At 35.7% G+C, this 17147-nt stretch carries 7 protein-coding genes and 1 tRNA gene; 3 read left to right on the top strand and 5 right to left on the bottom strand.

What is annotated here, in order from left to right; translation table 11 throughout:
- Positions 1-84 precede the first annotated feature (84 nt).
- The gene (locus tag M666_RS13020) at positions 85-1050 is read right to left on the bottom strand and encodes a bile acid:sodium symporter family protein (protein ID WP_029446211.1); all 966 of its coding nucleotides are present in this window, start codon (positions 1048-1050) and stop codon (positions 85-87) included.
- Between the two features lie 479 nt (positions 1051-1529).
- Between M666_RS13020 and M666_RS13015 the strand changes: the two genes are divergently transcribed.
- The 3 genes from M666_RS13015 to M666_RS13005 are packed head-to-tail and all read left to right on the top strand — an operon-like array spanning position 1530 to position 5875.
- The gene (locus M666_RS13015) at positions 1530-3896 is read left to right on the top strand and encodes a P-loop NTPase family protein (protein ID WP_029446210.1); all 2367 of its coding nucleotides are present in this window, start codon (positions 1530-1532) and stop codon (positions 3894-3896) included.
- Positions 3897-4613 (top strand): hypothetical protein, encoded by a 717-nt coding sequence (locus M666_RS13010; RefSeq protein WP_029446209.1) that lies wholly within the window; start codon positions 3897-3899, stop codon positions 4611-4613. It abuts the gene before it with no gap.
- The gene (locus tag M666_RS13005; RefSeq protein WP_029446208.1) at positions 4613-5875 is read left to right on the top strand and encodes a cation:proton antiporter domain-containing protein; all 1263 of its coding nucleotides are present in this window, start codon (positions 4613-4615) and stop codon (positions 5873-5875) included. Before M666_RS13010 ends, M666_RS13005 begins: the two co-directional genes overlap by 1 nt.
- Positions 5876-6131: 256 nt before the next feature.
- Here M666_RS13005 and M666_RS13000 read toward each other — a convergent pair.
- The 4 genes from M666_RS13000 to M666_RS12985 form a co-directional block, all read right to left on the bottom strand.
- Positions 6132-6206 (bottom strand) — tRNA-Pro (locus M666_RS13000).
- A gap of 127 nt (positions 6207-6333) precedes the next feature.
- Positions 6334-14856, bottom strand: a complete 8523-nt coding sequence (locus M666_RS12995) for a T9SS type B sorting domain-containing protein (protein WP_226989914.1) — start codon at positions 14854-14856, stop codon at positions 6334-6336.
- A gap of 696 nt (positions 14857-15552) precedes the next feature.
- Entirely contained in the window at positions 15553-16368 is an 816-nt protein-coding gene (gene murQ, locus M666_RS12990) for an N-acetylmuramic acid 6-phosphate etherase (RefSeq protein WP_025614885.1), read from the bottom strand.
- Positions 16369-16372: 4 nt separating this feature from the next.
- Positions 16373-17122, bottom strand: a complete 750-nt coding sequence (locus tag M666_RS12985) for a DeoR/GlpR family DNA-binding transcription regulator (protein WP_029446206.1) — start codon at positions 17120-17122, stop codon at positions 16373-16375.
- Positions 17123-17147 lie beyond the last annotated feature (25 nt).

Genomic DNA, 17147 nt, shown 5'->3' with positions numbered 1-17147 from the left:
TTAAAAGCACCTAATAACCGATGAAATGCAAAGCTGATAAATCTGTAAGTCACCTAACACTATAGAATAAATTAAGTGTGTTATTTACGTTTCCTTTCTACCCAATTTACCAGCAATAATACTGATGATCAAAATCTGGGTAGCATGAAAAATCATTAAAGGCAGCAAAATAATACCTAGAGTAGCCATGTTTCCAAATACAATTTTGGAAAAAACAGTACCATGTACCAATGATTTTTTAGTCCCACAAAAAGTGGCGGTTATCTGATCTTTTTCCGTAAATCCTAACCGCTTAGAAATAAATTTTATTCCATAAAAAACAAGCGCAAACAGCAGTAAAATTATAGCTAACAATACAAATAAATCTACTAGAGAAACACTATTAAAGATCTGTTCTTCGAACGATGAAACAAAGCTTTTATATATAATTAGTAAAATTATTGTTTTGTCAAATAGCGTGAGTTGTTTGCTATATTTCTGAGCATACCTGCCCAAAAATCGTTGTAACAGCAATCCTACTACCACTGGTAATACAATTTGTCCTATTAATTGTAAATAAATGGCTGTAAAGTCAAACCCAGCATCTGATGTTTGGACAAATAACCCCATCCAAAGCGGGGTCACTAAGATGCCTATAATTCCAGAGATACTAGCATTAAAGATTGCTGCAGGAATATTTCCTTTGGCTACAGAAACCATCACTACAGAAGAAGATACTGTAGAGGGCAATGCTGCTAAAAAAAAGATAGCCAACCACAGCAATTCTTGTTCTTCCGTTTGTAAAAAGGGACGAAACAAAAGCACTATCAATGGAAAAAACAAAAATGTGGCGGACTGAATTAACGCATGTAATTTCCAATTTTTGAGTCCCTCTTTAATTTTAGTAGGGCTCAATTTTAATCCGTAGAAAAAGAAAATTAATGATATTCCTATACTACTTATAGTATTGATAGGAACAGGGCTTGATGCTGTTCCCCATTGTGGAAAAACATAGGCTAATCCTATGGTACAAAGTATGGCTATAACAAATTTATCGAGCTTAATATTCACTGTTATTTAAGGCTTTATATAAAAATTAAAGATGAGGTAAAATTAGAATTTACTGCTATTTATTCCGATTTTATTTTGACCCAAATGTGAAATTAAATTTTTGCTTTTTAGAAAAAAGAGATGTTTTTTAAATTTTAATCCTAACACTTAGACTAAAATCTAAATTTGCTATTGCCCCGTAAAACAAATGGCTGACAACGGATCAAAAACTAAATTAACCATACACAACGATGAGAGTTCTTGATAAATGGACCTCTACTTCTTTAATTTATGGGTATATTGTAGGGATGAAATAGCAATTACCTTATTCCATTTTTAATTCTAACACTATAGTTTTAAGCGTACTAACAAATTTAGTGGGCACCATAACAAAATGAGCTAACGTATATTAATTGAATAAATAAGCGATACTTTAAAAATATTCTTATATTAATTGTCTAAAAAAATAACCATAAAAATATTTCCCGAAATAATTTTATATGCAGAACAACCAACCCATACTTGATGAACCTTTAGTAAAATCTGTTCTAAAGCCATTAAGTGAGAAGTTTGAGGCTTACAAAAATTCAGTATTAAATTGTACCGCTATAGAGGCATTAACCAATTTAATGTCTTTTAATTTTTCTAAGTTATGTCACCAGTATATCAGCTATGCACATACGGAAGAGCCCGATACGCTTATTTATTCTAACGATACCTATTTATTGCAATATGTCCTTTCTGAACCATTAAAGGATCTTATTATTTTGCACCGTGATGTTCTTGTACAAGTACATATAGGAAAGCATAAAAACTTAGAACAGCAGGCAAGTGACGGCGCTTTACAGCATCTTCTAGATGCCTCTAAAGAACAATTATCACAGGCCATATCTTACTTTGTGTCTAAAATAGAAAAAGAAGAGAAAAAGCTACTTAAGTTTCTAGCTTCTTCTAAAAAATTAGAAGATAAAACAAGACATCACCTCTCCCCTTGGGACGTATACGCTGAGCAGTATACAACGTTGCTCGGGCAATTTTCACACATCATTTCCACTGGTATCAAAACCCAAGAAACGATAACCGCGTTCTATGAAATAAATAAACATACGAATAGTGTTATTGATCAAATTATTAAGGAGTCTGAAGTTTTATTAGACATATCAAATGCTGCAGTTTCTAAAATTGAAGCAAAAGAAGATAGTAAAGAATTGCTTTCTTGGATTGAAAGTAGTTTAATGCTTATTGCTGCCACTAATTTAAATAGCAAAGAAGAATTTTCTAGTAGTGTAGAAACTAAAATAAATAACTTAGAAGCCTACACCATACCCACAGGTACCCATCAAGGATATCTATTAGAGAAAAAAATAAACTTTAATAAAAGTGTTAAGAAATGGATGGATTATAATTTGCTTCCCTTGTTAATGGACCTTTGGGATGGAAATAGTAATTTAAACAATTTTATTAAAATTTCTCTATTAAACCTAAAATCTAGCTTAAAACTAGGTAAAGAAAATGATAATTTGATTGTGTTTGATATTCAATTACAATCCTATCGGAAAATTAAAAAATCCTTATTAGAGAATATAGAAAATCAAAAAACTATTGTTTTTCAACTACGAGATATGTTAGCCAGAGAATTTTTAGTTAGTAACTGTTATGACAATCATGAATTTCTTGAAATCACCATTCAAAATTCTATAAACCAGTATACTTCTGAAACTACCAATGTGGTTGCCCGTCTTAAAAATGCGATTCAGACCTTAGTAGATAAATTTAATCAAAGTTATGATAAGGTAGTATCAGAAGACCCTCTATCCAAAATAGATAGAGCTTCCAACTGTATTTCCCAGAGAATGTATAAAGAAGTAAATGCGGATTATGATACGCTATTTTTGAATAAAAAATTCATTGGCGATCTATTTTTGGTGTCTAGAACTAATCAAGAGGCCAAACTCAAAGAAGCCATTGCGCAATGGAATGATGGATTTAATAAATCTGTTTTAGTCTTAGGCACTAGTCTTTCTGGGAAGACCACCTTTATAAATCATACAACCGAGGTATTAGTAGATCAAAAGACTATAAAGTTAACCCCTAATGATAGTGTTACTATTGAAGGTAGAAAATTTAAAACCACAAAAAACTTAAAAGAAGCACTTGATGAAGTAAAGAGAAGTTCTTTTTCTAAGAGAAGAATCTTATTAATAGACGATTTAGAACTCTGGCGCGATGAGAAAAACACCTTATTAAACAATACTAGAGCGCTTATAGATTTTATCGAATCTGAGTCTGATAATGTATTGGTTATTGTTACCACAAACCCTCCCATGAGTGTACATTTAGATACAAGATGTAATTTCTCTAATGTATTTAGTACGCATATTACAGTAAATAAATGTACTCAGGAAGAAATTTATAAAGCAATCGTTCTACGCCATAGTGCTACTCACAGAACTGTAATTAATAGTAGTAATGAACCTTTAACAGAGTCTCAAATTAATGCCAACGTTACCAAACTAAGTAAGAAACTAGATTATAATATTGGCGAAGTATTACAAGCGTGGACTTATGGTACCACCGTTACAGAAGAAGGTTCTATCTTATACAAAGATTCTTACTTAAGCTTTCCTGATTTTTTTACAAAAGAAGAGAACTTGATTATTAAGTACACCTTATTATATAAATATATCAGTGAAAAAATACTAAAGGAATTTACCGGAGATTTTTACGAAAGTAATTTAAAATCTAGCTTAAAACGACTTATTAATACCAAGGTTATTTTAAGAGATGAAACGGGCTTATTGAAGATAAACCCTGTTCTGAACCACGATATATATCAAATATTAAAATACAAAGACATTATCAACTAAATGGAAAACACCTTTATATTATATTCCTGGATAGGCTTAAGAAATCTAATTCTGTTCTTATTTTTTGGGTATTGGGCCTTAAAATTAATAGAATTCTTAATTCAAAGAATTACCCTTACGAAAAGGGTGAACAAAAAAGTATTAGCCGTTTTAAATAAAATTTTCTTACTGTATAATCCTATAAGCATCTTGCTTATTCTTTTAGGATTTATCGCGATAAACTATATAGTTCATGGGCTTTTCTTATTGCTTGTTAGCACTATAGGATACCCTTATATTCGCAATTACGTGGGCGGCGTCATTTATAAAATAAATTCTATTTTGGCAAAAGGCGTGTCCGTAACCATAAACGATACGACGGGTGAAATAAAAAAGTTCCTCCCCTTTGGAATAGTGGTGAATACTGAAAAAGGAGATTGTTTTATCAATTACACTACCATAGATACTTCTGGCTATACGGTAAATTCAAAAAATGATACCGTATTAAGACAAACCTTATTTGTAAAAACCCCCTTGTCTAAGTCCGAACTATTGGATTTACTTTTTGACAATCCCTTATTAAATTATAAAGAGGCCCCTGTTTTAAAAGAACTAGAAGAATCTGGGGCTTTAAAATTACAATATACCTTAGAAAAAGGAATACAAGCAGAGAGCTTGATTGCTTTTTTATCTGCCCACCAAATAGAAACAAGTTTAACTAACAACCTAATTGCCTAATGGAAATATTATCTTCTTATAATCTTATAATTGAAGTTTCTGTAATCATAATTTTATCTTTTTTATTTAATTCTATAGCTAAAAAAACTAATATTCCTGCAGTACTAATGCTTATCGTTTTAGGTGTTGGTCTACAATTTGGTTTACAATACGTAAATAGTGGCGCGATTGATTTTTTTCCAATTCTAGAAATCTTAGGAATTGTGGGACTTATAATGATTGTGTTAGAAGCTGCGCTTGAATTAGAGTTGAAGCGTGAAAAATTGATGCCTATTTTAAAGTCTTTCGTGGTGGCACTTTTAGGCTTATTTCTGTCTGCTTGGATTGCGGCATTAATTCTATATCAATTTATTCCTGATATGAACATGCACTCTGCTTGGTTATACGCTACACCACTCTCGATTCTATCTAGTGCTATTATTATTCCGAGCGTAAATGAGTTAAAATCACACAAAAAAGAGTTTCATATTTACGAGAGCACCTTTTCTGATATTATAGGTATTATGATGTTTTATTTTCTAGCAGGAAAACTTAATCCCGCAGAAGACACCGGCATTGTAGGTTTCACAAGCAACCTACTACTAACCATCGTTATATCATTAATAGCTAGTTATGCGATAATTCTTATTTTTCAGAATATAAAAAGTCAGGTTAAATTATTTTTATTAATTGCTGTACTGCTATTGCTATATGCCGTAGGTAAAAAGATGCACTTGTCGTCCCTAATCATCATTTTAATATTTGGCTTGGTTATCGCCAACATGAAGTTATTCTTTAAAGGAAAGCTGTCTAAACTCTTAGACTATAAAAAAGCGCATCATATTTATCATGAATTGCATACCATCACCGCAGAAACTGCTTTTGTGGTCAGAACCTTCTTCTTTGTTATTTTTGGACTGACCATAGCCATTACATCTATATTCAATATTAACGTAGCTATCATAAGCTCCTTGATTATTGTCTCTATCTATGCGATTAGAGCCGTCTTGATGCTCATTTTTGTTGGGAAGGATATGTTACCACAATTATTTATTGCACCAAGAGGACTTATTACAGTGCTTTTGTTTTATGCCATTCCTGAAGAAGCTAAAGTTGAAGGTTTTGATTCTGGAATTTTATTGTTCGTAATTATAGCTACGAGTTTAATAATGACCTTCGCTATGATTTATGATAAAAGACGCTCTAATGCTGCCATTAATAAAGCTAATTTAAATAAAGTAGGTAGCACAAAATGGGTTGCACCTACGATAAAAGAAGAATAGAAAGCTATTCAGCTTATAAAAAAAGGGTTTTGATCGCAATCAAAACCCTTTTTTTGTTTACCCTATTATAGGGAAGGTAGAATATTTAAAATTCAACTTAATGTTAGTTCACAACTTCAACTGACCGTATTCCTAAGGAAGTATTGTAATACTAAAAACGTAGTACAACTATCAAACTAGGCGTATGTTTCTCATTTCTAATATTCTGAGACCGTATAAAAGACAAAAAGCCTCTGTTTTCACAGAAGCTTTTTTGTCGGGGTGGCAGGATTCGAACCTGCGACCTCCGCGTCCCAAACGCGGCGCGATAACCGGGCTACGCTACACCCCGAAAATGATGTCTTAAACATCCTTATTTTCGGACTGCAAATATACAACAATACTTAACATAACAAGCTATAAAAACAAAAAAAAGACATCTATTTCTAGATGTCTTTTTTATTCCTATAATTTAAGGCTTATCTGTATAAGGTAAAATGACCTACATACTGTTGTTTATCAGCATCATTTGCATTGACTACATACCAGTAATCTCCCGTTGGTAACTCATTGCCTTCATACATTCCGTCCCAAGATTTAACTTGATCAAGAACGGCCACTACTCTACCATATCGATCATAAATTTTCACATCAATATATGGGAAGTATTCACGATTAGTAGGCGCCCATGTATCTCCTTCACCGTCACCATTTGGAGTAAAGAAATTAGGGATATCTACCATTGAATCAAAGTTGAATGGTATTTTCACTAAGGCAACACAACCTCTTTCATCTTCTACACGAACATCTACAGTAGCATCTACAATAAGATTAAATGTATTGTCTGCACCCTGAGATTGCCCTTGGAAAGAATACTCATAGTTTCCATATCCACCAGTGGCAACAGCTGTAATTTCATCTGGTCCTGTCTTCGTTACCGATAAGGTTAATGGCATGTACGCATCAATAGTGAAACTTACTTGATCCATACAACCATTACTATGATAAATGTATACCGTATGATCTCCTGCTGGTAAATCTCCAAAGGTTCTTGTACTTGTAGCTAGGGTCATATCATCTACATCTAAACTAAATAACAATTCTGATATAATAGAGGTATCTGTCATTTCTACAGTGACGGTACTGTTCGGGAAAATACCTTCACAACCGTATTGTGGGATAGCTTCTGATTCTAAATTAACACCCAGCCCAACATTTACGACTCTCTCTGTTGTACAGTTATTGAAATCACGAACATATATAGTGTATGATTCTCCCCCTTGTAAATTAGGGAATATCAAGTCGTCATTTCGCACAAATCCTTCTGTTGGATCTGCAGGGTCTGGTAAAGGAATATTTATACCTTCTATTCTTGTTTCATAATACTGAGCAAAAGTAAGTGCATCTGTAAAAGGCGTACCTCCTGTGATAGTTAATCTAGCTTCTCCATCATAGGCATTTAAACATATTTCTGGTTGTGTTACCACATCTGAAATAGCTAACTGCTCAGGTTCCGTAATTGGTGACACTAATACTAACTCACCACATCCTTGCGTATCTTGAATTAAGATTTCATAATCAGATCCTGCTGCTAAATTCTCAAAAGTATATACTCCAGGGTTTGCTGGATCACTAAAGAACTCATTAAAGTTAGGATTGATAGCAAATTGTAATAAGCCTTCACCACCACTAATTACCTCAACAGTTATGGTTCCGTTATCATCCCCATTACACAATACATTAGTCGTTGTAATATTATAGACGATAGCTTCCGGTCTTCTAATTACTAATGGTCCTTCAACATCATAACAGGTAAGTCCGCTTACCACAGCAATGTAGTACGTACCATCTGCTAAGCCTTCAAAAGTACCATCGGTTTGTGCCGCTCTAACTACGGTTGCCGCTGGATCAGGATTAAACCCTGTGTATGGTGATCCTAATGGCGTTGGGTCTCCTAAGTATAAAGTATACATTTCATTACCCACACCTCCAGAAGAGAATGATTCTATTCTACCATCATTTTCTGTTGCACAAGAAATATCATCTGGTAAGTTTGCTACTAAATCAATTGCCTGAGCATCTACCAAAGTAATTCCTTCAGATCGTAAACTTGTACAAGCTCCTGCTCCACCAACTTTACGCACATCATATTGATAGAAACCTTGACCGCCATCAATTAGAACAGACGTTCCTGACATTGGAATAAAAGGATCTGTTGCTAAGGCATCAATAGAACGATATTCATACGTAAATCCTGCTTGAGGGTTTTCTACACTTAACCTCATTTGACCATCGCCACCACAACCAGGTGCGGTCACTTGAACTAATTTAGGATCCAATGGTGGTGGTGCCACTACATAATAAGGTATAGAAACACCCACACATGCATAACTAGAAGAAACTTCTATAGCGTACCATCCTTCACTTATAAATCCGCCAGCAACACCGTCAAATGTTGGAGTATCTTGTAAACCACTTCTAGAACTTATATCTGTATTATCATCACTATTTAAGTACAACAATTGATATTTATAGCCTGCTCCAGGAACACCACCACTAGCACCAGCCGTAGCGGTTACACTATCTCCTGTAGTGGTATCATAAGCCTCTAAAACAGCATCATTACCATCAGGACAAACTAAACCTTGCGGCTCTCTGATTCCTACAACAATAGGATCAATTGGGTTTAAAGTGATATCAAAGAAATTAGAACATAACTCTACATCTTGTATTTCTACGCGATAATCGCCGCTAGATAAATTTTCAAATTCATTAGCCAAACCATAAGGGACAACTTCTGTATAATTAACGCCCCCAACAACTATAGTTCCCGCAGCATCTTCTCTCAATAATCTATAGTTATAAGGTGATGAATCCCATCCTCCTTGGCCTGTAGATACAATTTTACCCGTGTTATTCTCACAGCTTACATTGTCTATTTCTACAGATGGCACTTGTAAAGCTCCGTTTGGTGTACGAATATTAGTAACATTACTATCATCAATACATTTAGGAACACCTAATGCTCTAACCCTTACATAAAAATTTCCACCTGGTAAACCAGTAATACGCGCATCCTCGCCTGTTACAGCATCTGGGAAATTAGCCGTATCAAAAGTACCTGTTGTTATTGGAGTCGACTGTGTTAAATCGTCACTTCTATATACTGTATACTCATATACTCCTGTATAGTTTATGACACTTATGAATAGTTCTCCATTAGAATCTCCGAAACATTGTACTGGTTTTGCTTCAGAAATTGTTGCAAGTGGATTTATTGGATCCACCACATCATGTCTTGGCATTGGATATAAACATCCGGTAACATTATCACGTACTACAAATAAGTACTCACCAGCTGCAGGTAAATTAATATCTACAAATTGATTTCCTCCTGAGTTTGTAACATCTGCTACAGCTACTGCCGAAGTTGTTTCTATCGTAAAGTCCGTAGTACCTGTTATGGTAATTCTTACCGTTTCAGGATCCTCACAATTTAAAGGAGACTGTACAGTTAAAACACTTTGCACTTCAGACGGTGGTGCTATCGCTGGTAGCGTAAATTCATCTCTACACCCGTTACCGTCTATGGCATACACGGTAATTACTTGTGGAGATCCATTATCAATAATTTCAAAAGTATTTGAATCTTGGTAATTTTCATACCCCGAAATACTGTATTGATATCCACTCCCTACTGTACCTACACTTACAATATTTACTGTAATTACAGAAGAACTAAAACGGTTGGCACCAATTTCACAGGTAAAATCTGTGTTGGATGCTGTTATTTCAAATACATCTGGATTTGTTATCGTAAATACGCTAGAAAGTACACTACAGTTTCGCTCTGTCAATACCTCAACTTGGTACGTACCTTCGCTAAGACCATTGAATACTCCAGAATTATTTCTAGTAACTTCCGCAGCTGTAGCTGTATTTCTTAAAATATAATCAATAGGCCCGTCTACATCTGTTCCTGCTTGTAAAATAATGGTAATACTACCATCATTAGCGCCACTACAACTAATATCATCTGAAAACTGACTATCAATTACTGGAGGAACAGCGATATCTAAATTTACAGGCACTAAAGTGGTACACAAACGGGTACCATCTCCAACAATATCATCTGTAATTAACACTAGATATTCTCCTGGACTTTGATTTACAAAAATTCCTGTTGCGTTTACTGGAACGCCACCAATTGGGTTTCCTAGACTATCTTGTAATTCAAAAGTAAAATTACCACTACCTCCATTGGTTGTTATTTCAATCGTACCGTCGTTATTATTACATAATGGTATCGCAGTAAACTCACCTGTTCCTGATAAGAACTCATAAACATCTGCAGTACCTACACCCGTACATCCATTAGCATCTACAACACTAATAGGATAAGAACCTGGCGTATTTACCGTATAATGTGCTTCCCATACATTATCTGTAGCATTGAATACGCCAAACTGACTTTCTCCATTTAAGGTAAAGTTCGGTGCATCTGTAGCCGCCGGCATAGTCACTGTAATATCAAATGATGAAGCTGTTGCTGCACACTGATTATTTACAATTGCTATTGGTGCTGGTAATGGTGGTTGTAATAAGATGATATCTTCGGATACGTTAAACGTACATCCTCTAGAATCAATCACCCAAATATCATAAGCAATACCGGCTATACTACCTGGTAATACTGCCGTATTGGCGGTCGTAAAGTCATCTGAAGTATCACCTGGAGTTAATGTTCCATCTTTATCTGGAGTAGTTCCTGCAGGTACAAATGCGTAACTGTAAGGTCCGCCTGCACCGCCACTACCACGCACGGTCAATTGACCTAAGGCGTTACAGTTTGCTGGTATATTGGATACAATATCAAGATTAGGCATGTTTAATATAACATCTATAATCGTGGCATCTGTACACGTATCAGCATCGGTTACCCGTATGGTATATCTTCCTGGCGCAATATCAAAAGCTCCAGAATATGAAGATCCTACTCCACCAGTTAATCCTGTTTGAGCATCTGTTTGTAAAATAGTATCTGTCAATGGATCTATTAAATCTATCGTAATATTAGGTCCGGTAAATTCGGTTACTGTAAATTCTGTTCTACCATTCCCTGCATCATCACAAAATGCTGTAGGCGATGTTGCTACAATATCTAAAGGCGTTGGTCCTGCAATAGGCGGAATTTCTTCAAAATAAATACATCCCGTAGCTGTATCAGTAATTTCTACAATATAGGTAACTCCAAATTGCATTCCGTTAAATGTATGTCTCCTAGGAGGTATATTCGCAGGAATTGGTGCAGCGGTATCGCTAGCCAATCGGATTAAGAATGGTCCTGTTCCTCCAATAATTGTTACCGTATTAGAAAAACCTGCTACATTACATACAGGAGTAGGTACCGGATCGGGCACCACAGAAACATCCAATTGTTCTATGGTCACCGCATCTACATCACTACAGCCTAAAGCATCTACGGTTCTAACCGTGTAATCTCCGGCAACTAATAATGGATCTGAAATTGTTTCCACCGTACTTGTTGTTGGTCCTACTCTTAAAATTTCTACTCCAAAACTATTATAAACAATATAGGTAAACTCTGGAGTACCATTAGTTACACCGGTAATTTCAATAGTTCCTGAACTAACTCCCGCCGGGCTACAAGTAGTATTGGTTGCAGTTACCGTTGCTTCTGGAGCAGCACTAATTGCTGTTGGAATGGTTACTGAGTTTCCTAAAGTAACACAACCTCTTGCATCACGTACGGTATAATCATACGTACTTCCTGCAGTTAATCCTGTATATACAGTTTGAGATGTATATGTTCCTGTGTTTCCAAAATCAATTTCAAAAGGAGGTATTCCACTTGTGGCATCAGGAATAATTTGTACTCCTCCACTATTTGGATCCCCACAACTTGCTGGTATTACCGAATCAGTTGCTATAATATTTGCAGGATCTTCTACCTCTAAAGGCTCAGAAACCGCAATACAACCTTCATTATCTGATACTCTAAAGATATAATCTCCTCCTGCAGTTACAGGATATAAGAATGAATTTGAAGTAAATGGTTGGAAGGCTCCAAAAGTAGCTCCATTATCAGCACTCACTTGGTATTGCTTTGGCGATGCATTAGATAAATAGCCATTAGAAATATTTACGCGGATTTCTCCTGGCGCTCCTCCACAAGGAATCTCCGTTTCTACAGCAATGCTCACTCTTAATTGTGCATTGATGGTAAGCTGTACCGTATCTGTACAGTTATTGGCATCTCTTACTTCAAAAGTATGCGTACCTGGAGTTAAGTTTGTAAAACTTGGACTCGCTTGATATGTGCCATTATTAATTCTATATTCATAACTACCTCCTCCTCCAGTAGCTGCTACGGCAGCAGAAGCTCCGGCAACAGGCTCATAACATAAACTTGAAGATGCTATAGAAATAGTTGGAGAAGTAAGTGGTGTTAATTGAAATTCAAATGTAGTAGTACAACCTTCTGCATCTTCTACAGATAAAATATAAGGTGTAGTTGGCGTTGATGCCTGCGTTAAATTACCAAAGGTTCTATTAGACGTTGGTCCTGTTATTGCGCCATTCGGACTTTCTAAAGTATATCTATAGCTACCCCACCCCCCTGTAGTATTTGCTACTACACGGCCTATATTACCATTAGCACAACTCATGGCTGTTACTGTTGGTGTTAAGGTAATTGCTGCAGATTCTTCTACAGTTACTGAAGCGGTATCTGTACAACCTGTATCACCATCTGTAACGGTAATCGTATACGTACCTGCGCCTCTAGAAGAAATATCTACTTGCGCATCACTTTGTAGAGCACTAACAGGTTCTGCATTTATTTGGTAAGTATAATTAGTACTAAATCCATCAATAATAAATGCGCCACTACCATCACTAGCACCATTACACACTTTTAGATCTCCTCCTGCTTTTGCACGTGCTCTAATTGAGCTGATAACCACTGGAGTAAAACTTTCTGTATAAATACACCCGTTAGCATCTGTAATTCTAAACGTATACGTCGTAGACGTACTTAACCCTGTGAACGTATTACTACCTCCATTATTTACAGTACTAGGACTTATAATACTATAATTGGTTATAGCTACGCCACTCGTAGGTGTTAATTGAAGATCTGTTGTTCCCGAAGCACAATTAATATTACTTTGAAGAAAATCTAAATTTGTTGGTGGATCTACTTGATCTATTACAATTGGCGTCAGTTCTAATCTACAACCACTGTTATCTCTTATAATAGGTGTATACGTTCCTGCTGCTAAGTCTGAAAATAATTGTGTTGTGGTAAAGTTAACACCATCTACACTATATTCATATCCGCTACCAGAACCGCCACCTGCTGCTCCAAATTGAATGCTACCGCCGTCGGTGCCTCCTATTCCATCACACGTTTCATCTCCTAATTTTGTTGCTGTTCCCGTAATACTAGCATCACTTGTTACGGATACTGAGGGTAAAGTCATAGTACAAGAAAAGCTTCCCTGCTCATACCTAACTTCTAAGTTATTATAAGTACCATCTACTACTGAAATTTGAGTAGAAGCTACCCAAGGATCTGTTGTTTGCGTTCTAAAAGACAAATTATATCCTTTAGCATCGGTGACATTGAAATTTATTTTAGCCCCGCCATTGGTACAAGTACCATCTACACCTGAAGCCGAAACCACAGGTGGGGTTAATTCTTTTACGTTTGCTGAAGCCGTTATGGTACAGCCATTGCTATCTGTAATTAAAAAATTGTAATCACCCGAAGCCGTAACCGTATAGGTGGTCTGTCCTGTATATGACGGACTCACTGCTGCGCCACCATTTACAGTAAATGTGTAAGGTGATGCACCACCTGAAGTACGCACAATTACATCTACACTCGTAATATCTGCACAACCAAAGCTACTGTTTACTTCAGTAGAGGCTGACAAAGCAACCAAACCATCTCCAATAACAATAGGATTTCCGCTAGTGTCCAAATCTTGTCTAGGAGCAGAAATACCATTGGCGATATCTGCTTTACATTGTTGTGTTTCTACTTGCACACTATAAGTACCAAAACCTACCGCAGCGAAATTATAAGTATCACTCGCAATAAACGACGTAAATTCTTGTGGAATTCCACTACTATCTAATAAGGTATATTTATAAGGACCAGGAACATCATTTACCTGCACCGAAATACTACCATTTTCTCCAAAACATTGAGCATCACCAACCGTAACATCAATATCTATTTCTCTAGATTCTATTTCTATTGGCTCGTATGGATACTCACAGGTGTTTGGCGTATTTTTTAATCTAGCCTTAACGGTATAAATACCTGGTGTTAAATCATCAAAGATTGCCCCTTGCCAAGCGCCAAATCCACTACCATCATTAATGGCATACTCATAGGCACTAGATAAGTTAGTTACTTGTATTCTACCTGCAACGCCACAAATATAATCGCGCTTTACATATGTTTGACTAATGGTACTTTTCTTTACCTTAATATAGTATGGAGTACCTCCATTAACACTTACCCTAAATTCTGCTCCTGTACCTGCTGGAATTGAATTTGGATCTATAGTTAATGTAGCTCCCGATCCTGCTGGCGCCCATGATCCTGAACAGGTATAAGTAGGACATTGCACATCTGCATTAAAACTAGCACAAGACCCTACCGTTAAGCGTTCCCAAGAATATGAACCATACGGCTGATCTAATACAATTACACGCGTATCAAAATTACCGCATAAATTAAAACGTGCTAAAGTAGCTCCGTCATTTGAACAGGTAACGGTTTCATCTGCATTTGCTACGACGGTTGCAAAGAAAGGTGCTGCTGCGAGAGCATTTCCTGTTTGTTCAGAATTAAGTTGTGATTGATTCTGGTCTTGAGCTTCCTTTTTAGTAAAACTTTCTTCAATAGAAGAAACTATATCCGCAGAAAATTCACCGATATAGTTAAAAATTTTGGTCTCAGCCAATATTGAAGAGAAAACGAAAAAGAAAACAAGTAGTACTAAAAAGTACCAAGATTTTCTTGATTTTTTGGATAGCATAGTTACGTAGGTTATTTGTGAAAATTGTAAGACTTGGGATCAACAATAATCGTATGTGCAATAGTTTATACTTAATATTTCTGTTTTTCTTTAAAATGAACTTTAATTCCTTATATATAGCTTAAACGCCAAGGTATGAAAAATAGTATTATTCAACGCTATTTTATCGATGTATCGCTATGTATCAGTATGCTACAAAGCCAGTAAACAGGGCCTAAAATCGAAAAAAAACTATATTACAGCTATGGTCGTTTATCGATGAAACACTTATTTCATTGGGTAGACTAGCACTCGCTAGCGGTAGATAAACCGTTTAGTACGTTCAAAAGGTCTTTTTAAGAGCAAAATCTTAAAAAATGAAATTTTCTACACTATTTAGCTTGGTCCATTAGAATAACTAGATGTCCTGATTGTGTAAATGACTGTGTTAACAGACACGAAAGACAGCTACTAATAAGGAAAGAAGCTTTGAAGACATAATTAGGATATTGGAAGAAGAATTAAAAACAAAAAACGTTCATAAACTTGTTTTATCAAATATAGTAAAACAACTTTATGAACGTCTATGAAATAACTTAAGGATTTTAATCTCTGCACCTGAAATACAGCAATTCAAGTAAATTATTTTACTTTATAAGCTTCTGTAGCATCATGAACAGAGCCGTGTATTTTAAGCAGTTTTTCTGCCTCGTCATATGAAATAGCTAATGCTTCCACTAGGTACCTTGTACCTCTATCTACTAGCTTGTCATTACTTAGTTGCATGTTTACCATTTTATTTCCACGCACGCGACCAATTTTAATCATCAATGCTGTAGAAATCATATTTAGCACTAATTTCTGAGAGGTACCACTTTTCATTCGGGTACTTCCCGTTACAAACTCTGGCCCAACATTAACCGCTATAGGAATTTCTGCCGCTTCCACTAATGGAGAACCTGGATTGTTTGTTATACAAGCGGTCAAGATACCATTAGCTCTGGCTTCATAAATACCACCTATAACATAAGGTGTAGTTCCTGAGGCTGCAATACCTACTAAAACATCGTCTTTCGTAATTTCATGTTCTTTTAGATCTAACCATGCTTGCTCTGCATTATCTTCCGCATTTTCTACGGCCTTACGGATAGCAATATCACCACCCGCAATAATACCCACAACCCTTTCATGGGGCATACCAAATGTTGGGGGTATTTCTGAGGCATCTAATATCCCCAATCTTCCGCTAGTACCTGCTCCTATATAAAATAAACGCCCACCTTTTTCAAAACGCAAGGCAAGTTCATCTACTAATTTGGTTATTGCAGGAATAACTAAATGAACAGCAGCTGCTACTTTTTGATCTTCTCGGTTAATATTCTCTAATAATGATTGAGTATCCATTTGCTCCAAATTATCATAATTTGAAGCTGTTTCTGTAATTTTTTTATAATTCATAGGTTTATAACAAACGAATGTCCTGTTTTCTAAAATTGTCTAATAAAGTATGTTTGGGGTCAATCTCTGTAATCATTGTGTTAATCGCATTAATCTCACACGTTTTATACCGATGTTTAGAATTTAGTTTTTCTGATATCAGCAAAAGTACAGTTTTCTTTGAAGCTTTTATGATTGCTTTTTTTACTTGCACGCTTTCTAGGTCAAATTCTGTCAAACCATAATCTACAGCTACATAACCGGTACCAATAAAACTGTAATCTAAGGTAATTTCCGATAACTGATGAATAGCACTCGCTCCAATAGCTAATTGAGACTCTTTTGATAACCTTCCACCGATAAATAATACATCTACCCCCTTCTTAGTTAACAGTTCCATGGCTACAGCAAGGCTTGTAGTAAAACACGTAAGCTCTAATTTATTAGGGATAGCCTTAGCGAGTTCCAAACAAGTAGTTCCTCCATGAATAAGAATAGTACTTCCTGAACTTATCAAGGACAAGGCCTTTTTTGCTATTATTATTTTATCCTCTTGAGCATAAATATTTTTGTTCGTGGTGGCATAATTAGTAAACCCCAATGCGATAGCGCCCCCATGAACTTTTTTTAACTGCTCCTCTGCATCTAGTTCTTTTACATCTCTTCGAATGGTATCAATAGAGACTCCTAATTGTTCTGCAATATCTGTAAGCAGTACACGATTGTGCAGCTCTACTTCATTAAGAATAAACTTGTGACGTTCTTCTTTTAACATGTTCATTAATGGTTTTAATCTGTGA

The organism is Cellulophaga baltica 18, from assembly GCF_000468615.2.
Classification (GTDB): domain Bacteria; phylum Bacteroidota; class Bacteroidia; order Flavobacteriales; family Flavobacteriaceae; genus Cellulophaga; species Cellulophaga baltica.
The sequence above is the reverse complement of the archived record's forward strand: the minus strand, read 5'-3'. Positions and strand labels throughout refer to the sequence as shown.